Annotated in this window: 21 protein-coding genes and 1 pseudogene; 11 read left to right on the forward strand and 11 right to left on the reverse strand. The window is 43.6% G+C overall.

Annotated elements, in window-relative coordinates:
• Window positions 1-86: 86 nt before the first annotated feature.
• Both AAC006_RS14380 and AAC006_RS14385 read left to right on the forward strand, forming a co-directional pair.
• A complete protein-coding gene (locus AAC006_RS14380; protein ID WP_126872838.1) occupies window positions 87-3,059 on the forward strand; it encodes a bifunctional diguanylate cyclase/phosphodiesterase in 2,973 nt (990 codons plus the stop codon).
• 9 nt (window positions 3,060-3,068) lie between these two features.
• Window positions 3,069-3,443 carry a PH domain-containing protein gene (locus AAC006_RS14385; protein WP_013782610.1) on the forward strand — a complete coding sequence of 125 codons (375 nt, stop codon included), beginning with the start codon at window positions 3,069-3,071 and terminating at the stop codon, window positions 3,441-3,443.
• A gap of 137 nt (window positions 3,444-3,580) precedes the next feature.
• Here AAC006_RS14385 and AAC006_RS14390 read toward each other — a convergent pair whose 3' ends face one another.
• Window positions 3,581-5,788: a S9 family peptidase gene (locus tag AAC006_RS14390; protein ID WP_339891732.1), complete on the reverse strand. Its 2,208-nt coding sequence runs from the start codon at window positions 5,786-5,788 to the stop codon at window positions 3,581-3,583.
• 72 nt (window positions 5,789-5,860) lie between these two features.
• Between AAC006_RS14390 and AAC006_RS14395 the strand changes: the two genes are divergently transcribed.
• From AAC006_RS14395 to AAC006_RS14405, 3 genes are read left to right on the forward strand one after another with little or no spacing between them, the layout of a single operon-like run.
• A complete protein-coding gene (locus tag AAC006_RS14395) occupies window positions 5,861-6,481 on the forward strand; it encodes an NAD(P)H-binding protein (protein ID WP_339891734.1) in 621 nt (206 codons plus the stop codon).
• Between the two features lie 47 nt (window positions 6,482-6,528).
• Entirely contained in the window at window positions 6,529-7,245 is a 717-nt protein-coding gene (locus AAC006_RS14400) for a methyltransferase (RefSeq protein ID WP_339891735.1), read from the forward strand.
• Between the two features lie 15 nt (window positions 7,246-7,260).
• On the forward strand, window positions 7,261-7,785 hold the full coding sequence (locus tag AAC006_RS14405; protein WP_339891736.1) for a YgjV family protein: 525 nt from the start codon (window positions 7,261-7,263) through the stop codon (window positions 7,783-7,785).
• Window positions 7,786-7,882: 97 nt separating this feature from the next.
• On the opposite strand, the gene AAC006_RS14410 is transcribed toward AAC006_RS14405, so the two are convergent.
• From AAC006_RS14410 to AAC006_RS14425, 4 genes are all read right to left on the reverse strand, one after another.
• A complete protein-coding gene (locus AAC006_RS14410) occupies window positions 7,883-8,290 on the reverse strand; it encodes a biopolymer transporter ExbD (RefSeq protein WP_211071803.1) in 408 nt (135 codons plus the stop codon).
• 140 nt (window positions 8,291-8,430) lie between these two features.
• On the reverse strand, window positions 8,431-9,216 hold the full coding sequence (locus tag AAC006_RS14415) for a CLCA_X family protein (RefSeq protein WP_339891737.1): 786 nt from the start codon (window positions 9,214-9,216) through the stop codon (window positions 8,431-8,433).
• A 2-nt stretch (window positions 9,217-9,218) separates the two neighbouring features.
• Window positions 9,219-9,758 carry a flavodoxin FldB gene (gene fldB, locus AAC006_RS14420; RefSeq protein WP_057789361.1) on the reverse strand — a complete coding sequence of 180 codons (540 nt, stop codon included), beginning with the start codon at window positions 9,756-9,758 and terminating at the stop codon, window positions 9,219-9,221.
• A gap of 20 nt (window positions 9,759-9,778) precedes the next feature.
• Window positions 9,779-11,635 carry an alkaline phosphatase family protein gene (locus AAC006_RS14425; protein WP_339891740.1) on the reverse strand — a complete coding sequence of 619 codons (1,857 nt, stop codon included), beginning with the start codon at window positions 11,633-11,635 and terminating at the stop codon, window positions 9,779-9,781.
• Between the two features lie 273 nt (window positions 11,636-11,908).
• Between AAC006_RS14425 and AAC006_RS14430 the strand changes: the two genes are divergently transcribed.
• On the forward strand, window positions 11,909-13,054 hold the full coding sequence (locus tag AAC006_RS14430) for a hypothetical protein (RefSeq protein ID WP_339891742.1): 1,146 nt from the start codon (window positions 11,909-11,911) through the stop codon (window positions 13,052-13,054).
• Window positions 13,055-13,255: 201 nt separating this feature from the next.
• Here the strand turns inward: AAC006_RS14430 and msrA are convergent, their stop codons facing one another.
• Window positions 13,256-13,801, reverse strand: coding sequence for a peptide-methionine (S)-S-oxide reductase MsrA (gene msrA, locus AAC006_RS14435; RefSeq protein WP_339349923.1), 546 nt, complete (start codon window positions 13,799-13,801; stop codon window positions 13,256-13,258).
• 216 nt (window positions 13,802-14,017) lie between these two features.
• Here msrA and AAC006_RS14440 point away from each other — a divergent pair.
• The 3 genes and pseudogenes from AAC006_RS14440 to AAC006_RS14450 form a co-directional block, all read left to right on the forward strand.
• Window positions 14,018-14,410 (forward strand): annotated as a pseudogene (locus AAC006_RS14440) (DUF393 domain-containing protein); the annotation flags it as partial.
• 94 nt (window positions 14,411-14,504) lie between these two features.
• Window positions 14,505-15,314, forward strand: coding sequence for an SDR family NAD(P)-dependent oxidoreductase (locus tag AAC006_RS14445; protein WP_338456319.1), 810 nt, complete (start codon window positions 14,505-14,507; stop codon window positions 15,312-15,314).
• 207 nt (window positions 15,315-15,521) lie between these two features.
• Window positions 15,522-16,943: a sodium-dependent transporter gene (locus tag AAC006_RS14450; RefSeq protein WP_013782630.1), complete on the forward strand. Its 1,422-nt coding sequence runs from the start codon at window positions 15,522-15,524 to the stop codon at window positions 16,941-16,943.
• Window positions 16,944-17,076: 133 nt separating this feature from the next.
• Here AAC006_RS14450 and AAC006_RS14455 read toward each other — a convergent pair whose 3' ends face one another.
• Together AAC006_RS14455 and AAC006_RS14460 are read right to left on the reverse strand one after the other, a co-directional pair.
• Entirely contained in the window at window positions 17,077-17,937 is an 861-nt protein-coding gene (locus AAC006_RS14455; protein WP_126872822.1) for an NAD-dependent epimerase/dehydratase family protein, read from the reverse strand.
• Window positions 17,938-18,238: 301 nt separating this feature from the next.
• Window positions 18,239-19,039, reverse strand: coding sequence for a DUF2884 family protein (locus AAC006_RS14460; RefSeq protein ID WP_339891743.1), 801 nt, complete (start codon window positions 19,037-19,039; stop codon window positions 18,239-18,241).
• 346 nt (window positions 19,040-19,385) lie between these two features.
• On the opposite strand from AAC006_RS14460, the gene AAC006_RS14465 reads away from it, so the two are divergent.
• On the forward strand, window positions 19,386-19,577 hold the full coding sequence (locus AAC006_RS14465; RefSeq protein ID WP_013782633.1) for a hypothetical protein: 192 nt from the start codon (window positions 19,386-19,388) through the stop codon (window positions 19,575-19,577).
• A gap of 77 nt (window positions 19,578-19,654) precedes the next feature.
• Here AAC006_RS14465 and AAC006_RS14470 read toward each other — a convergent pair whose 3' ends face one another.
• Genes AAC006_RS14470 through AAC006_RS14480 form a run of 3 tightly spaced genes read right to left on the reverse strand, consistent with a single transcriptional unit; the run spans window position 19,655 to window position 22,748 of the window.
• A complete protein-coding gene (locus tag AAC006_RS14470; protein WP_126872820.1) occupies window positions 19,655-20,941 on the reverse strand; it encodes a mechanosensitive ion channel domain-containing protein in 1,287 nt (428 codons plus the stop codon).
• 2 nt (window positions 20,942-20,943) lie between these two features.
• Window positions 20,944-21,837, reverse strand: a complete 894-nt coding sequence (locus AAC006_RS14475) for an acyltransferase (RefSeq protein WP_339891744.1) — start codon at window positions 21,835-21,837, stop codon at window positions 20,944-20,946.
• The gene (locus tag AAC006_RS14480; RefSeq protein WP_339891745.1) at window positions 21,834-22,748 is read right to left on the reverse strand and encodes an acyltransferase; all 915 of its coding nucleotides are present in this window, start codon (window positions 22,746-22,748) and stop codon (window positions 21,834-21,836) included. Before AAC006_RS14480 ends, AAC006_RS14475 begins: the two co-directional genes overlap by 4 nt.
• A 124-nt stretch (window positions 22,749-22,872) precedes the next feature.
• Between AAC006_RS14480 and fghA the strand changes: the two genes are divergently transcribed.
• Window positions 22,873-23,715: an S-formylglutathione hydrolase gene (gene fghA / locus AAC006_RS14485; RefSeq protein ID WP_288388677.1), complete on the forward strand. Its 843-nt coding sequence runs from the start codon at window positions 22,873-22,875 to the stop codon at window positions 23,713-23,715.
• Window positions 23,716-23,766 lie beyond the last annotated feature (51 nt).

Below are 23,766 nucleotides of genomic sequence, written 5' to 3' on the forward strand. Positions count from 1 at the left end.
TACCATTTAAATACAAAAAGGCTAATTCATAAAATATTCATATTCGCGGTTTATAGTCCCAGCCTCTCGAATGAGAGGTAATTGTAATGCAATCAAGAGTTACCCACCGAATTTACGGACTCCCCTTAGTGCTGTTCGTGTTTCTTTCCATACTTTTTGTCTCAGCGGGTGTCTATCTCGACAAAGAAGACAAACGGGTGCGGATTTCAAAAGCCCAGTCAGTTGCGGAACAGGTAAAAATTAGCTTGGAAGTATTCTCTACCGAACGCATCCAAGCCGTTCACAATTTAATGCGTAACTGGCCAACCTTTGCGCCCAACCAGGTAGATTGGTTTAATGCGCAAGCAATGTCGTTGATGGGGATGCAGCGCGGCTATAGTTCGCTAACATTTGCTGATCAAAACGGCGTTATTCAATGGGTTGCTACGCCCTCCCATGGAATGAAAACCCGCTTATCGAACGAACTTATCGGTCAGCCACTCGCGTCGGTAGGGCTAACTATTCCCGCTCTGGCTGAATCGTTGGCGAGCACATTGGTACATTCGTCAGCAACGGGTCACTACCATATTGTTGTTGGACGCTCTATTAGCCCTCAAGAACTTAATCACGGGTACTTATTGGCGGGCTTTGATGCGCAAACTATTTTGGGCGTTATGCTAGGCGAGCTAGAAGGTCCTCAGTTTAATTTTGCGCTTCGAGACTCGGGGCACACCCTGTTTAGCAATGGGGAGTTGGTTAATGATGGAACCGTTATTACTACTGAGCCTTTCTCATTTATAGGTCGTCAGTTTTCGCTGTCTATGCAGACCGAAGTGGGGCGTTATAGTGCTGGTGTATTAGTTGCGGTAATAGGGCTTTTCATGTCGGCATTGGCCAGCTGGATTTTTCATAAGCAAATGAAAGGTGCGGTGCGCCTATCGATTAGTCAAAAGCGCTACCTTACGGCAAGTGAGGCCTCATTAGATGCGTTAGTTATTTATCGGCCTACCGGCAGTGATTATGAGTTAGTTGAAGCGAATCGCTATAGTCGCTTTCTATTTCGTGGAGCATGCTCAGAGTTAGGCGCTAAAACACTGAAAGACCAGTTAGCGTTTCTAGGTAAAGCCGAACTGTTCAACTGTATCAAGAAGGTGGCAACAAACAACACGCCCTTTGAAGAGTATATCTCTATCGAGGGAGGCAAGGTTGCGCCTGAATGGCTGAAGGTACAAGTGGTTAAAGCAGGGGATAACATTGCTTTAACCGCAAGAGATGTCACAGAAAGATTCAAAGCTCAGCAAGCGCTCAAGCAGAGTGAAGAGCGTTATCGTAGGCTGGTAGATGGCATGCACAGGCACTTCGTTTATACCAAAACCGCTGACCATAAGTTTATCTATGTGAGTGCTGGAATTAGCACTATTTTAGGGTTTACCCCAGATTATTTCATCGAAAAAGAGTCTCGACTGGTAAGGAAAATACCTGATGAGACTTTCGATATACGAATGAAATCGGGGCAGGGGGTAAAACCTGCGCCTTATCTGGTTCACTACTGCAGTTCTGATAGTACAGAGTTGGTGCTAGAGTTTTCAGATACCCCTATATTAGATGAATCTGGAGCGCTTATTGCGGTAGAAGGTATAGCTAGAGATGTGACAAAAGAGCAAGAGTTACAAGCTGAAGTGGCGTATCAAGCTAACCACGACCAATTAACGGGTCTACTCAACCGCTATGCTTTCGATAAGCAACTACGTGAAATTTTAGAGGCCAATGCGGCTAATATACCTGCTATTAACGCAGAAATAGACCGAGATAACGTCACTGCCATATACCCCTCACTCATCTCGGCTGATACTACTAATCCTGGCGTAATGTGCTTTATTGACATGGACAGGTTTAAGTTAGTGAACGACAGCTGTGGTCACCCCGCTGGCGATAAGTTACTTCAAGAAGTGTCTACTATATTTCGGCAGCACATTAGCGACAAAGATTTACTTGCCCGAATAGGGGGCGATGAGTTTTGTATTATTTATCACGAACAGCCTCTCGATAAGGTAAAGATTAAGCTCGATAAGCTGTTAAAGGCTATCTCTACATACCGGTTTATGTATGAAGATAAGTTATTTTTCGTTGGGGCGAGCATTGGTGTCATTGAAATAAATCCTCAAGAGCATAATGCGGCAGAACTTATTAAGGCTGCTGATAATGCGTGCTATAAGGCCAAGCATTTAGGAAGAAATAGATACTTTGTTTATCACGCTCAAGATGCTCAGCTAGGCATGGATAGCAGCGAAAATGACGTATTACATACCCTGCACAAAGCGCTGCAGTTCGATGGATTTGAATTATATAGCCAAGCCATTATGCCGCTTAATGGCATAACTGAAGACGATAACCGCGGCCTTGAACACTATGAAATTTTGCTACGGTTAACCGGAAGTGATGGCACACTTATTAGTCCAGGTTTATTTATTCCCCTTGCCGAGCGTCATGGCTTGATGAACAAAGTAGACTACTGGGTAGTAGACAATACATTAAAGACATTAGAGGCTAATCCGCTGCATGTAGACAATGTGGCTAAAGTGGCGATAAATTTGTCAGGAATTACCCTTGGTGATGAAATCACCTTAATGAAAATTACCCAGCGGCTTCAAGGCACCTCAGTACCGTTAGAAAAAATTTGCTTTGAAATCACAGAAACCACAGCAGTGACTAACTTAAGTGCGGCTAAACACTTTATTTCTACTCTTCGGGAAATAGGATGTAGCTTTGCGCTTGACGATTTTGGTGCGGGTATGTCGTCGTTCACTTACCTTAAAAACTTGGATGTTGATTACGTCAAGATTGACGGGTCCTTCGTTCGAAATATTGTTCACGATCCGATTGATCATGCTACAGTTACCGCGATAAATAACATTGCTCACAGTATGGGTAAGCAAACGGTGGCGGAGTTTGTGGTAGATACCGCAACGGCAAATGTACTAAAGGCATTACAGGTAGACTATGGTCAAGGTTTTGCCTTAGACAAGCCTAAGCCCCTTGCTCATCGTGTACAGTGGCTTACAAAACTCGTGTCTGTTTAGGAGAATAAAATGGGCTTATTTGACACCTTGCTAGGTAACGCTAGTGAAACCAGTGCTGAAGCGGTAAATGAAGAACTTTCCCCCATATTGGCAGAAAATGAAACCGTCACCGCAGCATTTAAACTAGTAAGAGATTTAAGCGTATTTACTAATAAGCGTTTAATTCTTATTGATAAGCAAGGACTAACGGGCAGAAAGGTTAATTACCATTCTATTCCTTATAAGTCGATTACCCAGTTTGTGGTAGAAACGGCAGGTCACTTCGATACCGATGCAGAACTAAAAATATGGTTATCAGGTAAAAGTGACGCTATTGAAATTGAGTTAAGTAAAGCATCTGCGCAAGATGTACAAAAGAATCTTGCCAATCAGATGTTTGCTTAATTCTATATTTATGAACGGCTGGTGTTTCACAGCGGTTTGAAATAGTGAAAGTGAAGTATAAATAAAAACGGCGGTGCTTTTAAAAGCCCCGCCGTTTTTTTATTTACCGTTTTTCTCAACGCCTAAAATTAAACACCTTATTGCTCAGGCGTTAAATTTCTGTCGAAGAAGTTAGTAATGGTTTTGTACAAGTGAATACCCGTTTGCTTACCACGAATGCTGTGCTTCTTACCTGGGTAATCCATGGTTTCAAATGGAATTGCCAAATCTTGAAGATGCTTGTATAGCATCGTAGAGTGGGTGAACAGTACGTTATCGTCAGCCATTCCGTGATAAATAAGCAAGTCACCTTTTAAGTCTTTCGCGTAAGGGAATACGGAAGAGGCTGTGTATGCATCGTCATCAGTTTTAGGGTTGCCCATATAGCGTTCAGTGTAATGCGTATCGTACAAGCGCCAGTCGGTAACGGGAGCACCAGACACACCTGCTTGGAAGTAGTCGCCCGCTTTAAACATGGTCATTAGCGTCATGTAACCGCCATAACTGTGGCCATGAACACCAATACGCTTAGCATCTACATACGGTAGGGTTCGCAAGAACTCAACACCAGCGACTTGGTCGTCAACTTCTACAAAGCCCATTTTCTTATAGATAGGATCTTCAAATGCCTTTCCACGGTAGTTAGAGCCTCTGTTATCAAGGGTAAACACTACATAGCCTTTATCTACCCAATGCTGCATCAGTAACCCGCGGTTACCTGCCCAGCTATTCGTCACAACTTGCGCGTGTGGACCACCGTAAAGATACACAATAACAGGGTGTTTCTTTTCAAGGTTTTCAGGTTTGTAAATACGGTACTTTAAGGTTGCGCCATCTTTGGTGGTAATGTCACCAAATTCAGGTTTAGTCCACGTGTCCATATAGGGATGTAGCGGGTGGCCTTCTTCAACTTTGTTTTCTTCAAGCCATGTAATACGCTTGCCAGAAGCATCATTTAAACTCACTTGGGCAGGTGAATTAATGGTAGAGAAGCGGTCGATAAAGATAGAAGCATCTTTACTGAACGATACACTGTGATAAGCGCCTTCATTGGTAATACGTGAAATATCACCACCGTCTAATGACACTGAATAGGCGTGACTTTCAAGCGGTGTGTCTTTACGACCTGCGAAGTAAATTCGGTTGCTCTTAGCATCAACCGCCTCAATGTTATCAACCACCCAGTCGCCTTGAGTTAGCTGACGCACTAACTTACCGCTGTTCTCGTAAAGGTAAAGGTGCTTGAAGCCATCTCGCTCAGAAGCCCAGATAAACTGGTCTGAGTCAGATAAAAAGTACAAATCGTTATGCAAGTTAACCCACGTATTACTGGTTTCGCTTAATAACACGTCCTGCTTTTCTGTTGGAACGTTATACGCTCTAAGCTCAAGCGTTTGTTGATCGCGAGTCTGCCACTGATACGTGAAGGTTTCACTGTTAGGCATCCACTTACCGCGGGCAAGGTAAATGTCTTTGTCTTCGCCTAAATCTACCCATCTACGTGCACCGTTATTGATGTTTTGAATAGCCAGTTCAACAAGTACATTGTTGGTGCCTGCTTTCGGGTATTTCTGTTCAATGGTTTTAATGTCGTCGGCATAAATTTCTGAACGAGAAATGACATCTACAGGGCTTTCATCTACTTTGGTAAATGCAATAAAGCTTTCATCAGGTGACCACCAGTAACCAGTCATTCTGCCCATTTCTTCTTGAGCAACGAATTCGGCCATACCAAATTTAATGTTACCGCCGCCTTCTTTTGTGATGGCGGTTTCTTTGCCCGACTCAATATGTTTTACAAACAAGTTTTGGTCGCGAATGAAAGAAATGTAATTTCCTTTAGGAGAAAGCTTAATATCAGTCTCGAATACGTCGGTATCAAGAAGTTGCTTTGCCCCTTTTTCGCCGAGCTTGTGGTAATACACGTCGCCACCTAGCGGGAAAAGAAGCGCTTTTCCGTCTGCAGACCACTGATAGCTTACAATGCCCGAGCCAGATAAGCGCATACGTTCGCGACGGGCTTTCTCTTCGTCGCTTAACACTTCTTCGCCACTTTGAAGGTCATTAGAGTCAAATAGAAGGCGGGTTTCGCCACTGTCTATATGGTATTCCCATAAATCGAGACGTTCATAATCGGTCTGTTTTCCTTTTAGAAACGTAACTCTTTCTCCATCAGGAGAAACTTTAAGTGCACGAGGCGCATTGCCATCAAGGGAAGGAGAAGCGAAAATACGCTCAATATCGAGCGGTTCGGCCTGTACAGCGGTAGAGAGCATAGCGGCTCCTATTAAAAGGGCTTTTTTCATTTTTATCTGCATATTTTTAACTGTCGAATAGTTGATTGTAGAGAAACTGTCTTAGGATACAAGGTACTAAGTATGAAAACCGCAATGGTGCTAGGAGCGACCGGATTAGTGGGACGAACGTTGGTAAATATACTTTTACAGGACCGTCGCTACAGCGAAGTGACCTGTTTGGTTAGAAAACCGCTGCAGTCTAGTCAATTTTCCGACCCATATAATAGGTTAAAACCCGTGGTTATCGATTTTAATAACCTGCAGGACTACCAAGGGTATTTTAGTGTTGATCACGTGTATTGCTGTTTAGGTACCACACTTAAACAAGCTGGCTCTAAATCGGCGTTTAGGCGCGTTGATTTCGAATACGTGCATATTGCCGCGCAACTAACCCGTGCCCAGCGAACCGGCAGCTTTGTGTGGATCTCATCGGTAGGGGCAGATGCAAAAAGCAGTAATTTTTATTTGCGGGTGAAAGGTGAGTTAGAAAACGCGATAATGCGTATGCCTCAGCTTCCTCATGCGGCGGCAGTTCGTCCTTCACTTCTGTTAGGCACGCGAACCGAATCTCGCACTCTTGAAGATGTGGCACAAAAAACTGCACCAGTTTGGAAAATGTTGATGCAAGGACCGTTAAAGAAATATCGTCCAGTACATGCTGTCGATGTAGCAAGAAACATGATGACAAGGCAGAAGTGGTAGTGCCAGAGCACAACGCCCTAGAAAACAAAAATATAAAGAGAGCTACCATGTTTCGCTGTAAGCAGTTTGTGGTTAATCAAACCAATTGTGCTATGAAAGTAAATACCGACAGTATGATATTAGGCAGTTGGGCCAAGCCCAATCAAAGTAGCCATATTCTTGATATAGGCACGGGCACCGGTATTCTCGCGCTAATGATGGCGCAAACGTCTGCGCCATCAGCCAAAATCACCGCTATCGATATCGACGAAGGCGCAGCACTGCAAGCAAGCGCAAACGTAGGGGCTTCGCCCTGGCCAACAAAAATAACGGTGCAGCACACCAAGTTGTCCGACTTAGCAGCGGATAACACTTTCGATTTTATCGTGTCTAATCCGCCCTATTTCGAGCAGGTAAAAGGCCATAGTCATGCCTACAATTCGCAAAGTGACACTAGAGAACAGGCTAGGCAAACTGTTTCACTTACTCCAGCGCATCTATTTTCATTTGTCATTGAGCACCTTACCAGTACGGGTGAGTTCTATTGCCTTTATCCTTTTACTCGGGAGAGCGAAGTTACAGACTTAGCTGCTGGAATAGGTTTAGTCACAAATCGTATATTAAGAGTGCAGCACAATGACGAACGCCCCCCTTATGTGACGGTATTTTGTATGAGTAAACAACACAAAAAGAGGGTCATTGAGAATCTGGTAGTTAGAGATGAAACCGGAGATTACTCAAGCCCTTTCAAAGCGCTTTGCCGCGATTTTTATTTACGTTTTTAACACAGGTAGTTTGGCATGTTGATTGTAGCTGAAGCGTTCGGTGCTATTGCCGTCGTACTCAATTTTATAGGTTATAGACAAAATAGAGTTGAGCGCTATTTGTTTATCTCTGCCTTTGCTTTGCTGAGCTTAAGCGTGCACTTCTTTATGCTTGATGCCATGGCTGCCGGCGTGGGTACATGCTTAGCGGGGTTACGTAATTTCATTGCTATTAAAAATCGCAGTCGATGGGTTCTGTTTATTTTCGTGGCCGCCAATATCCTATTCATGCTGTATGAGTGGTTTATTCTGCACCATGACTGGAACATTTTTATCGCCTATGCGTCATCCCTCATTTTTACGATAGGCTCAATTGTCTTAAAGGAAACAGACAAAATAAGACGATATTTTTTGCTCGCAGAAACACTTGGGCTTATGTACGCCCTCTCGGTAGGCAGTATTTTTGGTACCGTTTTTAATATCAGTAACTTATTTAGTATTGTGACAAAGATGATTAGTGATGGAAAAAAGAGCAATCATAAATGTTGGAGGTCGAAGTGAAGTTTTCCAAATACATTGATGGGGAGTCTATAAATCGGTGGACGAGTAAAAACGAAAAAGCCGCCCTAGAGGCGGCTTTTTAAAACTTTCGAAAGAACTAGCCTTTCTTGACCAGTACCGACACTTTAGCGATACCAGCTACTTTAACCTGGTTCATTACTTCTACCACTGTACCGTGTTCAGTATCTTCATCAGCTTGTATAGCTGCTGAATCAGTGTTGTTTTCCGCTAAAAAAGTTTGTGTGTTTGCAACAACACGGCGGATATCAACTTCACGGCCACCCATCATGATAGTGCCATCGGCATCTATACGAATAGAAAGCGCTTTAGAAGGCTGATCATTCTTAGCCTGATTGTCTTCTGGGCGGTTTGTATCTAACCCTTTTTCTTTCACGAACGAGGTCGTTACGATGAAGAAAATCAACATGATGAACACGATGTCCAACATGGGGGTCATATCAATCTGAGCCTCGTCTTCGGCCGAGGTATGCTTTTTTCTTTTCATCTCGTCTTCTTTTTTCTGTTACGTTCGAGCGCTTTAGTATACTGCCTGTAACAAAAATAAACAGGGTTTTGTACAAAACAGCGTGCTCGTTAACACTTGTTGCTGAAAAATTGCTCAGTTTCCATCGTAAAACAACAAACTTAAGATTGTTTGTGGGAAATGGCGACGCCTAATTGGTAAAAATACAACATCAACGACTCATTGAGCGCTATACGCAAATTACCATGAGGATAAATGCCAAGTCTAGCCTCTGTTGATCTTTTTGTGCCTTGAACCAAGAATGCATTTTTGATCAAATGGTCTTGAACGCAGGCTTCAAAGGCTCTGGCGGCCATTTCTTGTGGCATTGCGTAATAATAGATTTTTAATGCGCGATCCGCCTCTACAGATCGTACAAAATAATTGTTAGGTCGATTATTGTTGTCTAAAAACAACGAAGAGAAGCATTTACTCAGTTTTTCATTGAGTGGATGGGGGGTGAGTTGGGCATTATCTAACCACGCTTGCGAGGCAAAGCTACCCACACCTACATCGGCAAACATTTTGGGTGCAATATAATGATCAAACGCATGAAACCACTCATGAGCTAATGCGCCTGCGCCGGCATTCTTAGCCAATGCGAGCTGTCTTCGAGCGCTGTTATAATGTGCGCTGGCGCCTTTTTGACCACCACTGCCAAAGGCTAGCGATAATGTGCCGTTTAAAGACAGCACTTGTTCGTTCACGTTTAAAATGGTGGCCAGATCATACAAGGCGTCGAAGAATAGATTCGCCGCTATTTGCTGTTCATCAGCAGTTACCCATTTTCCAATGGTGATACTCGAAAAATTAAACAGTTTGCGAATATCTTGGAAAGTGACATCGGCACCATCTCTATGGCTAGGACCATTACGATAGAAGTCTTGATGTATGCGCCCTTGGGTCACAGCTAACCCGCTAACGATATAAGCAGTTGTTCACACCATGCAGCAATACGTTCATCTGATTTGTCGTACTGGTTTTCGTCGTCCAGCGAGAGCCCTAAAAACTGTGACTTGTCTTCAGTCAATGCTTTGGATGCTGTGAACTCATAGCCCTCATTGGGCCAATAACCAATGATAGTGCAGTTGGAAGGGGCGATAGCATCGTGCAGCATACCCAAGGCATCTTGAAACCAATCAGCGTAACCAAGTTGGTCGCCCATGCCATACAAAGCCACGGTTTTACCTTCCAAATTAAGCTGGTGGGCTTCTTCCCAGTGAGATTCCCAGTCTTCTTGCAGTTCACCAAAGTCCCAGGTAGAAATACCAAAGATAATAACGTCGTAGTCAGCGGTTCTAGCCAAACTCACATCTTTAATGTTGTGAACATCTACAATGTCTTCGTCGAATAAGCTGTTCAATTGTGCCTGAATTTTTTCCGCTGCCATTTCCGTATAACAGGTTGTTGAACCGTAGAACAAGCCAATCGACAGCGCATTATCACTCATGAAAACCTCTTTCGTACAAACTAATCATCTTTTAAGGGCGGGAATTCTACCTCTTTACCGTTGCTCAACAAAGCTTTGCAGCCAACAACTGTACTATTTTGTGAAATTTGTAATATACCGATGGCGCAGCCGTTATAAAGCTCACCGTATCCTGATGAGGGTTCTCTGGCGGTGACCGACATATTTCTGCGGCGTGTGAACACGTTAAGCACAGATTTTGGCCCGTAGAAAACGCGGTTGAGCCTATCTAACCAGCGAATTAAGCCATCGGGAAAGGCGTTCTTTAATCCGCTACAAGTAAACTGGGTAATGTGAGGACTATTGCGACGAAAGCGCAATCGTACATCGTATACAAACGAGTAGTGAACATCACCGGACAAGATTATAAATTCAGGGGGCGTTTTGTAATGTCGAAAAATGTTCAACATGACATTCGCCGTGCCTTTGTGCGCCATCCAGTTCTCGGCGTCCACAGTAAGTGCTTTGCCAAAAAAGGTGAAAATCTTTTGAATAGCTTCAATAAATTTAACCCCATAAATAGGGGCCGCCGACACCACTATTACGGCATCCTTTCCAATAATATTGTGCTGAAAGTCGCATAAAGCTTCCCAGTCCATCAAGCCTGATGGCTTTTTCATACTTGATTCAGAGCGCCAGCGACGGGTTCGGGTATCTAGCACCTCAATAGGTGGCGTAGTGTCTAAGCGGTAATTCCAATGTTCAAAGTCTAACAAGTGGTCGATGAGTTCATCTTGTTTCACCATGCCACTGTCGGTAAAGGCTTCACCGGCTTTAGCTATTAACGGCGCGCACTTTTGCGGCGCATTACCCCATCCTTGGCAAAGTAAATAGCCGATAAGGGCGTTACCAATCATACGTTTAGAAAAAGGATTTCCATAAACTTCTTGTTCCCAACCTCGTGTAAGATTCCAGTCGTCGGTAACATCATGATCGTCAAAAATCATATAAACGGGAATATGCGCCAATGCCCTTCGAACTTTTGGCAACTTACTTACAAACCCTTCAATGGCACTTTGTTCTTTCTCAAAGGTGTCTTTGTGTTGCGCGGCTATATCATTGACATGAAATGTCACGTTTCGCCATAGGGCAGGGGACCACACCAAGAAATACATAGCCATCACTTCTGCGCAGCTTATTAAGTGATTTTGCGCATTAACCGAAGTGAATATGGGTTTTCTTTTGGCACCAAAGAAGAGTGATGAAAGGGCGGTGTTTGTTTCTGTTTGTGGCAGTAACTGCTCTCGTTCATAAAAACCATGGGGGTGAGTAGGCAACTCTGCTGAGTTATCTAGTACCGCGCCATCAAGAGGCTCTTCGAAAAGCCCAAGTAAGGCAATAGTTTGGTGAATGGCTTGCAGAGTAGGGCCGGCGACATCATCGGTGTAAACCTGATCTCCTGTCATCATAAGCACATCAGGGCGAGGGCTGTTTGAAGCAATGGCGCTATCGAGCAAATTATCGACTTGGGCGAGAGCGTCATCACCATCAAAATGAGGCTTTCGACATGAGCCATGCAGTATGGTTTCTGGCTTGTTGGTCCAGCAAAAGCTTAAAGCAGTTTGATTGGTATAAAGTAAGTCTGCTTGCTCTTGTTGCCACTTTTCTTGGTACTCAGTCGCTGCAAAGTTGAGTTGGTAGTAAATAGGTATATTGGCAGTAAAGCTTTCATCTACAGTGGCAGACAATAAATGAATGAATGCATGCTCACCTACTTGCACACAAGTGCTCGTCACCTCTGCGGTGAGCTGCAACTCATGTTGGGTAAGCGTAAATGTAGGCGCTGTAGCCTCAGAGGTTACTAGCCAGATATGACACGCACTTTGTGTGACTCGCCTAACAATTGGGCCTGCAATCATCGCAGGAATATACTGCTTAGAAATAATATGCTCCTACCAAAAGCAATAAGAAGAAAAATGTACCTTACTCTTTTTTGGCTTTAAACGGTATGGTAGATATACTCGCTTACATTTTTTACCCTGATGGGCCTAACTCGTGACGGTTTGCGCCCATAAATTTGCCTTTGCCCAACGGCTAAAACTCCAGGCGGTATGTTGACAATAAGTTAGCGCTTACGGCTTATGCTAGGCGTGCGATAAATGGGCGTCTTAATGTTGAAGGAAGTGAATATCATGTTGAAAAATTGGCCGGTTGCCGCGTGTGTTGTCGTAGCGTTAAGTAGTGTTATTGCAGGCTGTAGCGAGAGCAAAGATGCCGCATTTAGCGAAGACGCACCTAGTGCCACAACTAGCTCGGTCTTAACCTCTGTTGGGCGTTGGATATCCACCGATACTAGCGATGTAATGCAAGACCCTCAAACCTCAGGGCTAATCGAAATTAATGGACAGTTAGTCACCATTGCAGATGGTAGTGCCGCGTTCGAGCAGCAAAGAAAACTGCATTTTCTTGATAAAGATACGGCAACACTGACTGCCTCAAGTAATGCGTTTAAACTTGCCACAAGAGTACGCCGAAGTTGTTTTAGTGACTATTTAACCAATGCACCAGATTTAGAAGCGCTAGCAAGCGACCCAAGTAACTCGAATGTGATTTATACCGTAACCGAAGACGCCACCCGCACGGGGACTCTCTCTACCCGCTGCGAAAAGAAATATCAAAACACGGGCTCAACCGATTATCCCACCTTGTTGGTTCGATTAGAACGAGATGAAAACAATAGCGTCACCATGACCCATGTTCGTCCTTTGCAGTTTCCTACCGAATTTGAAGTGGGTAACTTTCCCAACGACGGTATTGAGGGCATGGCCATGGCAAAAGATGGCACCTTATACTTAGGTCTTGAGAAAGACAAAGCGGGGCAGCCCCGTATTTTCTCGTTAAACATAACAGATGACTTTTGGCAAAGTGCGGACTTCGCTGTGGTAGATGAACCTGATTTATCTGTTCCTATTTTTGATGCGGGTAGCCACCCTATTAATGGCTTAGCACTTTATAGTGCAGAGGGCGGTAATAACTTCTTACTGGCCGCGGCCCGAAATGACAATGAGGTCTGGGTCATTGATGTAGCCGGTGAGGTTGAAACAAAACGTATCTCTATGCAGTTTAATGTAAGTGCGGATAATGAGTGTGGCGAATATGTAATGGATAACGCCTCAATTGAAGGACTGGTAGTAGTAGAAGATACCTTGTGGCTAATTAACGATCCGTGGAAAGTAAACTACTTAAAGAACATCAAATGTGAAGCAGAGACACCACGTTACGAAGCCATGGCACCTTTGTTGTTCTCGGTACCTTTAAATGACGCATGGTTTCAGTAGCGATAAGCGTCAGTAATACTTAGCTTCAGTAGCACTAAGCTTCAGTAGCCATGAACTCCAAAAAACGCTGAGTTGCAACAGAGCTGGGCTTCAAAGCACGGGCTATCAATAGAAATAAAAATGCGGTTGCAGATTTTAATCTGTAACCGCATTTTTTGGCCGTTCAAGGTGAGCAAGCCAAGCTAACTCTATTGTGACAGCTTAGGCCTCTGTGCGTAAACGTGAAGCAAATGTCTTTTTAAACTTCGCTAGTTTAGGCGCAACCACCATTGAACAGTATTGGTTCTGCGGATTATTTTTAAAGTAATTTTGGTGGTAGTCTTCAGCCTGATGGTAGTTATCAATTGGCACAACTTCGGTGACGACCGGATTAGGCCAAATCTCTTCAGACGTAATCTCTGCAATAATAGCTTCAGCAGCGTCTTTTTGAGCGTCGTCATGATAGAAAATAGCACTGCGGTATTGGGTACCCACATCATTGCCTTGTCGGTTCAATTGAGTAGGATCGTGCAGTGCAAAGAATATCTCTAATATTTCTCGATAACTGATGTTATCTGCATCATAAGTCACCTGAACCACTTCAGCGTGACCAGTACCGCCACCACAAACCGATTCATAGGTTGGTGAGGCATCTTCGCCGCCTGCATACCCAGATACTGCCTTTTCAACACCTTCAACAGTATTAAATGCTGACTCTATACACCAAAAACACCCGCCAGCTAGGGTGGCTACTTGTAAATTTGCCATTGTGTTACCTCAGAAAAAACGTATGACATCAGTGTGGGTGTGAGCGCGGTTAAACTCAAGTCATCCAAGTGCATTTTTTTAGCGTATAAAAGCATAATAAATAAAAAGACCAGAACATAGAAAGACCAGAACATAGAAAGCCCAGAACATAGAGAGTGCAGAACACAGAAAGCACAGAACACACAGAAAGCTACGGCTAAGTCAGAGGTGACTACATTGATAATTTTTTACGATGGCTATTGCCCGTTGTGCAAAACAGAAATGCGCCATTTACAAAAACGGGATAAGCAAGGTGCATTAACCCTTGTTGATATTCAAACACCAGAGTTTGCTGCTAAATACCCTGAGCTAGATTGGCACGCACTCAATGCTAGAATTCACGGGTTATTACCCGATGGCACACTTATTACTGGACTAGATGTAACCCATCAGGCGTGGAAAGCTGTGGGTGTCGGGTGGCTATACGCCCCCCTGCGCTGGCCTGGTATTCGTATTATTGCCGATTGGGGTTACCTCAAATTCGCTAAACACCGTTATACCATTTCGTATTTATTGACCGGTAAAAAGCGTACTTGTGACCGGTGTGTACCTGGTGACATTCAGCAAGAATCACCCATTACGGCGAATACTGCGCATACTAAAAGCACCACTGGGGCCGAACATATTACAAATGCCGAAAGCACAAAAGGCAAAGGTGGCGACAGTGGCAGATAACCCCAAAACTGAGCAAAATACTGCTGAGCAGAGCGATAATACGGTGTCTCTCGTGATAGGAGCGTCAGGCGGGATCGGTAAGGCACTGGTTCATCTATTGGCAAGCGCTGAGCCGGATGAAGGTGATAATTCCAATAAGGTAATAGCCCTTAGCCGCACTGGTTATAAAGATGCCACTTGGACTGATAATGTGACGGCGATTAGCTTGCCGGAACACAATGAACGCAGTATAGAGGCGTTTGTTAAAGACCTTCAAGCTCAAGGTACACGAGTGAAGTTAGCGATTGTCGCGACCGGCGTACTTCACAACGAATCGCAGGGGCTTCGGCCAGAAAAACGGCTTGAAGATATTAGTGAAGAAGCGCTAGCAACTTACTTTGCCGTCAACAGTACGCTGCCAGCTTTATGGATGAAGTACTTAGTGACTGTAATGGTGAAAGAAAACCCGTCTATTGTCTGCATTAGTGCGCGGGTGGGCAGTATTTCTGATAACAAACTGGGCGGCTGGTATGGATATCGCGCTTCAAAAGCCGCGCTTAATATGTTGGTAAAAACAGCCGCGGTAGAGTACACACGGCGTTTAAAAGAGCCACTTTTAGTGTGTTATCACCCAGGTACCGTCGATACAGGTTTATCAGCGCCGTTTCAAAAAAACGTAAAAGCAAAAAAACTGTTTACGCCTGAATTTACGGCTAATCAACTGCTTACTCACTTGTCGACGCTAAGGGCTTCTCGTCATTCAAACCATGACGAAAGCTGTCACTTCATTGACTGGGACGGTAAAGTGGTAACTTGGTGATACGCCAATTGCCGCTTTCTGTAAGCCCAATATCAAGACTTTTTATTACACTGCTGTTACCATGCATTTTAGGGAATGGTGCAGTGTTTTGACTCGCTTAAAAAAGGCGAGCAATACGACGTAGTCGACGCCATTAGCACGATGAAATAATCATAAGTTATCGCCATCCCAGAAAACATAAAAATAAACTCAACAAGAGGAAGGGATATGAGCGGGGCCAGAGAACAGTTCGGATCGCGCATAGGTTTTATTCTAGCAGCGGCAGGATCGGCAGTAGGTATTGGTAACCTAGTGGGCTTTCCTGTTGGCGCGGCAAAAAATGGCGGTGGTGCATTCTTATTAATGTACGCCATTTTTGTATTCGCTATTTGCTTACCTGTGATGTTAGCGGAAATGTCAGTGGGGCGTCATGCCAAAAAGGATCCACTAGGCGCATACAGCGCAATCAGTGGCAATTCAGCAAAGTGGAAAATCGCCGGTTGGTTAGCCATTGCTACGCCATTTATGATTGCCGTGTTCTACATGGTGATTACGGTGTGGATTTTCGGTTATCTTTTTGAAACCGTCAGCGGTAATTTAGACACCTTAGCTAACCCAGATACCTTTGGGTTATTTATTAATTCATCGTCTATTTTCGCTTATATGGCCGTGGTTGTTGGTGTGGTTTATCTCATTCTGCAAGGCGGTGTTAAAGAGGGGATTGAAAAAGCAGCTAAGCTGCTGATGCCAGCCCTTTTTGTTATGTTAATTGGCTTAGTGGTGTTCGTACTCACCCGCGAGAATGCTATGGCAGGGGTGAAGTTTTATATTATTCCTGACTTCTCAAAGCTGACAGCAAGTGTGGTGAATGGTGCGCTCGCACAAGCGTTTTTCTCCCTCTCGCTAGGTATGGGGATTTTGATTACCTACGGCAGTTATATCGACAAGAGAGCGGATGTACCTACGTCGGCAAAGCTAGTGGCAATAACAGATACCGCAGTGGCCTTCACAGCAGGCTTAATGATTCTGCCTGCGATATTCTCATTCAACCCTGATATTAATCCTGATGAACTTAGTGAATCATCGGTGAGTATGATTTTCACCTATCTTCCTAATATATTTTTAGCGCTGCAAAGCTCTATTGGGTATGTGGGGGCGTCTATCGTGGCAAGCCTGTTCTTCTTATTAGTGTTCTTTGCTGCCATCACGTCTTTAGTGTCTATTTTTGAAGTGCCAGTAGCGGCGCTAATGGACGAGAAAGGGGTAAGCAGAAAGTGGGCGTTAGCATCACTTGGTAGCGTGATGCTTGTGCTAGCGGTACTGTGTACTTTGTCATTTGGTAAAGTTGATGCACTTACGCAGTTCGCCAGCTATGCAGGTGTCGATAAGTCGTTGTTCGACGTTATTATTGACGTATTTTACGAGACTATTTTGCCATTGAACGGCTTCTTGATTTGTATCTTCGTTATCTATCGTTGGAAAAGTGCAAACTTCAATGCATCCCTTGAAGAGGGGAGTTCGGGCTATCGTGGTGGATGGTTTGAAAAGTATGTCGATGTATCGCTTAAAACGTTTATCCCTGCCATCTTGTTAGTTATTTTCATCAATACCGTGGCGGTTAAATATTTCGGCTTCAGCCTGTTTGGCTAGTCGTTGTTCTCGATTGGTATTTGCACTAGGCTAGTTGATGTAAAACGTATATCAATAACAAGGCGCTCAAATGTGAGCGCCTTATTTATAACCCTATGCGTGTAACGTCATCATGTCACAACATTCTATCTCACTAAATCATGTCATCAGGGTTAGCATAGTCAGGCACTATTCCTAGTAAATCCCAACTTGCTTTTGCATCTATCACTTTGCCCGTAGGCGGTAAGTCTGACTCACTAAACGTGGGTGCAGGTATCCCTTTTTTGTTTGCAGCTTGGGTGTAGTATTCGCCTCTTTTCGGGTGCTGTAAGCTACATAAGTGATATAAGTCTGTGCTGTCAGTCTTGCTAGTTTCACTGTTGCTACTATCAGCCTTGCTACTGGCGGCTAAAATAAGAGTCTTTAAAGCGGCAACCACATCACGAATATGCACTAAGTTAATTCTTTTATTGCCTGCATTCAGGCTTCTGCCACTTAACGAATTTACTGGGTGACGATCTGGTCCTGTTAACCCCGCAAGGCGAACTATCTTAACGTCCACCTTGGCATTCGTTTTCAAATCTAATAGGTGCTGTTCTATCGCGACATGGGCTTTCGCCGACGCGGTTTCAGGTTGAGTGCTGACGTGTTCATTCAGCTCATCGTCCCTAGCGTCGCCGTATACCGAGGTGGTGCTTATAAAGATAATTCGGGCTACATTGGCCGCCACTGCGTTATCAATAAGGGCAAGCATGCTATTTGTAAAATCATCTAACTGAGTATTTCGACGGCCAGGTGGAATGTTTAGCACCAGTGTTGCATCGCTAACTTCATCACATAGCGTGATAGTGTCGTCACCCAAATTAAAAACCAAGCCTTTAATGTGCTTGTCGCTTATCTTCAACGCTTTTTCTTTGCTTCGCGTGGTGGCAATAATAGTATGGGTAGCTGACATGGCTTTGCCTAGGTAGCGACCAAGCCAACCGTAACCACATATAACTAGCTTATTATTCATAACGTCTTCTTAGATGATGATGGGGCGTGAGAGTAAAAGTATCAAAAATACGCGGTAAGGCGCAAAACGGATTGGTCTATGGGGTAAGCGAGTACACAAATGCTGGTTGTTAGGTGAACAGTAATGGGAATAAGGTGCAAAGCGCGATGTGCTAATTGATAAGGGAGAAAATCGATTACAATGGGATTAGTCAAAAAACAAAAAAACGCTAGCGGGAAAGCTAGCGTTGTAAGGTTATTAAACGTAAATTAAATGTGGTTTGAATGCAGTTTGGGAAGTCATTACACCAATAGAACCACAATTACATTTTCATTTCGCCACTGCGCATATCGATTAAGTCTAAGCCACCTAACCCAGGAATGCTGGCTTGCATTTTGTTTTCGGCATAATTAGCTTCTTGCAACACTTCACATAGGGCATCGCCTTTTTCTTCAAGTGCTGCGGCCTGTGATTCAACACGGTGTTCAATAGTCTCACCAAAGCGTTCCATTTTTTCCTCGAAGGCTTCCATATCGCCGCCGTTCCATAGCATTTGGGTGCCCACAGCAATCAAAATACGGCCCATTGATTCAGTTATGAGCGACTCGAATTGCGCTTCAAATTCGTCTTCCCAGCTTTCGTCGAAAAAGCCTGGCTCGTCAAACTTAGCTGTATCCACTTTGATATTGCCATTGTCATCATAAAAAGACGTTGCCAACTTTTCGTTAAGCGATGTAAACATGGTATCGAAATCTTCAGTAAGTTCATTGTCGCCGCCAAGCAGTTCACCAAATACTTCAGAAACGGCAACACTCGCAATCTCTAACCCTTCACTTGCGATGTTAAGGGTCATGGGGATAGCAGTATCGATACGGTCGTAATAGGTATTGACCCATTGTTGTTGTTCGTTGTTCAACGTCACACTCTCACCGTTAATCACCAAATGGTAAGTGTCATCAATCGACATGGTAGAACCGTTTTGCATGTCGACAGTAATTAGGCCTTGGTGGTATTGAAGATGGCCATCCAATTCGATGTCGCAGCTAGTCTCAAACGCAAACGCTGGCACGCTAAGTAAAGATGTAGTTACTAAGGCGAGTGGAAGTAATTGTTTAATTTTCATTTTCTGAAATCCTATTAACCATGATGCTGTCGCGAAGACCGTTTAACGCAATGAGCTCACGCGGTTTTTATAACCTGCTATTACAAACTCAGTTGTAACCTAAGAGCTGCAACCTCAGTGCCATTTTAATAAATTTATTTATTTCAATGATTTACAGTTCTACGGGTAAGCTGTGACATTCGCTATTTACCAAAAGTTAGTAATTAGCTTAACTATTTGGCATTTTTGACTAAGATCAAATAGGTAATAAAAAGAGCGCATTACTCGTATTTAATGCTTTTTGAGGCATGTTCATCTAGATTGATTTCATGCATAATAACGCCAGAAAAATTAAAGGGTTTAGAGAATGACTGATTGGATTAACGCAATTGTATTTGGTGTTGCGCTAATTGCCTTCACTCTGGGGCTTAGCAGCATCGTAATGGGTTTCATGACAGCTGAGACTGGCGCAAAAGGCATGCAAGAAAAAATCGAGTATGGTTTCTTTGGTGTGTCTGGGTTAGTGGTTTGCTTGCTAATGGGTTATGCGTTGGCTTAAGTAATGATTTCCATAAAAAACCGGCTTAGGCCGGTTTTTTTATGTCTAGCATCTATAATTTGTCGTCACAGCAAGCGCTAGTCTTGTTCGCTTTGGCTTATATCCATGGTACTGGATAAATAACCCAAGTGGCCGTCACGCTGGTAAGCAACTAGGTCAAACAAAGATAGCATGGCCATGACATGGTCAAAAATATCCGCTTGAACCTTTTCATATTTCACCCAATCTTTTTCAATGCTAAAACAATATAGCTCTAGTGGCAGTCCAATTTCGTTAGGGGGCAGTTGACGCACCATTAATGTCATTTCTTGGTTCACACTTGGGTGTTTACGCAAATAAGACTCTAAATACGCTCTGAAGGTGCCAATATTGGTTAACTTTCGGCTATTCAATAAATCAGACTCATCAATAGAATAGTCTCTATGGTAAGCACGCAGTTCATTTGTTTTCTTCTCGATATACTCGCTGATATAACGAATTTTAGAGAAGCGTTCTAGCATCTCGTTGTCACATAATTTAATAGAATGAACATCGATATACACAGAGCGCTTTATCCTGCGTCCACCAGATTCTTGCATGCCGCGCCAGTTTTTAACCGCTTCGGTGGTCAAATTATAGGTAGGCAGCGTTGAAATGGTTTTATCCCAGTTCTGCACTTTTACGTTGGTTAAACCTATTTCTTTAATTTCACCATCGACTTCGTATTTTTGCATGGTGATCCAGTCACCAGTGTTAAACATGCGGTTAGCAGCAATTTGAATACCCGCCACAAAACCTAATATCGTATCGCGAAAAATGAGTAATAGAACTGCGGCAATAGCGGTTAAGCCAGACACTAAGAGTAAGGGGCTTTTATCAACAATTAACGAGATGCTGAACAAAATGGTAAGAATGGCAAAGCCGAGTTTGGTGACTTGAATAAAGCCAGTAATAGGTGCACGTTTAGACAGCGCAGAGGCGTTGTAAACATCTTCCACCGTACTCAAAATGGCGTAAATACCCAGCAGCCCACTGTAAAGCATATACAACAACGCACTTTTTATTAATAAGCCATACAACACAGAGGCTTCTTCAATAAGTACAGGAGTGGCAAGAAATATAAAAAGAGCGGGGAATAAATGCATAAGACGGCGGAAGAAGCCATGCTCTTGTAATGCGTTATCCCAAATGTTGGTGGTTTTTGACACCCATCTTGCTATTTCAGGGCGAACAATCAACCTTGCAAAGACATAAATGACAATCGCTATCGTCAATATGGTGCCCAATGCTAGCGCATTATATAGCGGGTCGTGCATGGTCAGTGATGGAAAAAAATCCTTCACTAGATGCATGAAGTTATCACGTACAGTTGAGCTTACTTCCACAATTACGACTCCAAAAGACGTTTGATACGGCTATCTTTATTTTTCCACATGGCATTAAGCCAATCTTGAAAAGTGGTGCGAAACTCAGGTTCACTCAATGTGGAGTGTTGCTGAAGCGCGGGCACAGGCATCACATTAACATTGATTATGATTTTGGTCATGGTGCCACTTAGCATAGCCATCATTGGGTGGCGCTTATTCTCTGGATACAACAATGAAATATCGAGCACATTAGTAAATAATTCACCCATTGCTGCCAATGTGAAAGAGACGCCTCCCGCTTTAGGCGGCAGTAAGGTTTCATAAGGGCTTCGCTTTTGATGATGTTTTTGCGTGGTAAAGCGGGTGCCTTCAACAAAATTAATAACAGTGGTGGGCACCGTACGAAACTTTTCACAAGATGCTCGTGTTGTCTCTAGATCTTTACCCTTTTTCTCAGGGTACTTTTCTAAGTAGGCCTTGGTGTATCTGTGCATAAAAGGCATATCTAAGGCCCAAGCTCCTAGCCCTACAAATGGAAGCCAAATTAACTCTTTTTTAAGAAAGAATTTTGGAGCCGGTATGCGATGAGTGGCAAATTCAATTAGTAACACAATATCAAGGTAACTAAGATGATTGGCGATAATTAAATACCATCTGTCTTTTGACAATTCGCCATGAACCGCACACTCAATGTTTACGTTATTGAAGAGGCGAATAAGCAATACACTAACGCGGCCAAAACTAAACAAGCAAGCGTGCATGACGCTATTCCACGCCTCGGTAACTTTACCTGATGGGAGTATTAGTTTAACCACGCCGAACAAGATGATCAGCCCTCCCCACAGCGCAAGGTTAGCTATTTGAAGCGCAGTGTGAACAACGAAAGTTACAGGGGAAAACAAGGTACGGATCATAGTGGCTTCTGAGTTGCGTTAATTGATTCTAATTGGTCGTTTTTATCTTGCCAGCGGCTATTTAACCAACGCTGAAATTGGCTTCTTACCTGCGGGTCTTCAAAGTAATTATCATTAAAGTAGCCATTTTCGGTAATATCCGTGATGGGGGTTACTTTAATACTCACGCGAATATCACGTACTTTGCCGCTGACGAAATCCCAAAATGAGGGAACGCCGCCAGGGTAATCAATCGTTACGTCAATTAGCTTGTGTAACTGAGACCCCATGGCAGAAAGAACAAACGCTACGCCGCCCGCTTTAGGCTTAAGCAGGTGGCTAAATGGTGAGTTCTGTCGGTCATGTTTTTCTTGGGTAAAGCGGGTGCCTTCCACAAAATTCATGATACTTACCGGCTTGGTTTGAAACTTTTCGCATGCTTTGCGGGTAGTCTCCATGTCTTTGCCTTTTAAATGCGGGTTTTTGGCCAAGAAGGATTTTGAGTATCGACGCATAAAAGGAAAATCAAGGGCCCACCAGGTTAGGCCTAAGATAGGGACGTAAATCAGTTCTTTTTTAAGGAAAAACTTTAAAAATGGGATTTTACGATTGAATACGCGTTGTAAAACTAAGATATCGACCCAAGATTGATGGTTGGCAATCACTAAGTACCAGTCATTACGGGTAAGTTGATCAAGGCCGGTAACATCCCACTTTGTTCTACTACTCACTCGCTGATTAAGATTGTTAATCGTAATCCATGCGGTTGCGCAAGCGTCCAAGATATACGATATGAATCGTCTCCAAGGCGCAAGCGGTATAAGTTTGAAAAAAGACAAAATAATGATGGGCGTTGCCCATAAAACCGTATTTAAAAAATAAAAAATCACTGAAATGGTGCCAACCAGGTGATGCATTAGGTCTCTTATCATCGTGCTTACCTCAAAAATTAGGCACTTAGTGTAAACGAACTTGATTTAAAATCCGATAGACCCTTTACTGTTTGCTACAGCAAAGTGGTTATTTTTCTAAATTTATTATTGTACAGGAGTCATTATGGAGCTTATTAGTGAAAATCGTGCGTTTGGCGGTAGGCATTTACGCTACAGTCACGATGCAAAGAGCACCAATTGCAGTATGACATTTGCAATTTATCTACCACCGTTTGCCTCCGCTGAAAAGCCAGTACCGGTTTTATATTGGCTGTCAGGGCTTACCTGTAACGACCAAAACTTTATGCAAAAAGCGGGAGCGATGAAGTTAGCCGCAGAGCTTGGAATGGCAATTGTGGCACCAGATACAAGCCCTCGGGGTGAAGGTGTTCCTGATGACGAAAACGGTGCTTATGATTTTGGGCTAGGTGCTGGTTTTTATGTTGATGCAACACAAGCACCGTGGAACGCCAATTATCAAATGTACAGCTATGTCACTGAAGAGCTGCCTAGCGTTGTAGAGGAACACTTCCCCGTGACGAAAGAGCGTGCAATTAGCGGTCATTCAATGGGCGGCCATGGCGCGCTTGTCGCTGGTTTACGTAATCCAAATCGTTATGTTTCTGTTTCTGCGTTTAGTCCAGTGTCGAACCCTTCTGATTGCCCATGGGGCCAAAAAGCATTGGGTCAGTATTTAGGTGATGATAAATCAGCATGGGATGAATACGATGCTGCAAAAATTATTGCAAGTCAGAACCACGCCATTCCATTATTGGTTGAGCAGGGTAATAGCGATGAATTTTTGTCAGAGCAGTTAAAGCCATTGGCACTGGTGCAAGCGGCTCAGCAGTCAGATACGCAATTAACGCTAAACATGCATGAAGGCTACGATCATAGCTACTTCTTTATAGCGTCGTTTATTGAAGATCACTTAGAGTTTCACGCTGGGCATCTAGGCCTAATTTAAGCGCCAGCGTCCCGTATAAAATGCGTTAGTTAGCTGCGTGCCAAGCCTTTT

The organism is uncultured Alteromonas sp. (assembly GCF_963976965.1).
GTDB classification, from domain to species: Bacteria; Pseudomonadota; Gammaproteobacteria; order Enterobacterales; family Alteromonadaceae; genus Alteromonas; species Alteromonas naphthalenivorans.

Coding starts and splice junctions, on each gene's coding strand:
- AAC006_RS14455 (WP_126872822.1), bottom strand. CDS start 17,937: ATGAATAATAAGCTAGTTATATGTGGTTACGGTTGGCTTGGTCGCTAC.
- AAC006_RS14385 (WP_013782610.1), top strand. CDS start 3,069: ATGGGCTTATTTGACACCTTGCTAGGTAACGCTAGTGAAACCAGTGCT.
- msrA (WP_339349923.1), bottom strand. CDS start 13,801: ATGGCAAATTTACAAGTAGCCACCCTAGCTGGCGGGTGTTTTTGGTGT.
- AAC006_RS14465 (WP_013782633.1), top strand. CDS start 19,386: ATGACTGATTGGATTAACGCAATTGTATTTGGTGTTGCGCTAATTGCC.
- AAC006_RS14395 (WP_339891734.1), top strand. CDS start 5,861: ATGAAAACCGCAATGGTGCTAGGAGCGACCGGATTAGTGGGACGAACG.
- AAC006_RS14450 (WP_013782630.1), top strand. CDS start 15,522: ATGAGCGGGGCCAGAGAACAGTTCGGATCGCGCATAGGTTTTATTCTA.
- fghA (WP_288388677.1), top strand. CDS start 22,873: ATGGAGCTTATTAGTGAAAATCGTGCGTTTGGCGGTAGGCATTTACGC.
- AAC006_RS14410 (WP_211071803.1), bottom strand. CDS start 8,290: ATGAAAAGAAAAAAGCATACCTCGGCCGAAGACGAGGCTCAGATTGAT.
- AAC006_RS14475 (WP_339891744.1), bottom strand. CDS start 21,837: ATGATCCGTACCTTGTTTTCCCCTGTAACTTTCGTTGTTCACACTGCG.
- AAC006_RS14405 (WP_339891736.1), top strand. CDS start 7,261: ATGTTGATTGTAGCTGAAGCGTTCGGTGCTATTGCCGTCGTACTCAAT.
- fldB (WP_057789361.1), bottom strand. CDS start 9,758: ATGAGTGATAATGCGCTGTCGATTGGCTTGTTCTACGGTTCAACAACC.
- AAC006_RS14430 (WP_339891742.1), top strand. CDS start 11,909: ATGTTGAAAAATTGGCCGGTTGCCGCGTGTGTTGTCGTAGCGTTAAGT.
- AAC006_RS14460 (WP_339891743.1), bottom strand. CDS start 19,039: ATGAAAATTAAACAATTACTTCCACTCGCCTTAGTAACTACATCTTTA.
- AAC006_RS14380 (WP_126872838.1), top strand. CDS start 87: ATGCAATCAAGAGTTACCCACCGAATTTACGGACTCCCCTTAGTGCTG.
- AAC006_RS14390 (WP_339891732.1), bottom strand. CDS start 5,788: ATGAAAAAAGCCCTTTTAATAGGAGCCGCTATGCTCTCTACCGCTGTA.
- AAC006_RS14400 (WP_339891735.1), top strand. CDS start 6,529: ATGTTTCGCTGTAAGCAGTTTGTGGTTAATCAAACCAATTGTGCTATG.
- AAC006_RS14425 (WP_339891740.1), bottom strand. CDS start 11,635: ATGATTGCAGGCCCAATTGTTAGGCGAGTCACACAAAGTGCGTGTCAT.
- AAC006_RS14480 (WP_339891745.1), bottom strand. CDS start 22,748: ATGATAAGAGACCTAATGCATCACCTGGTTGGCACCATTTCAGTGATT.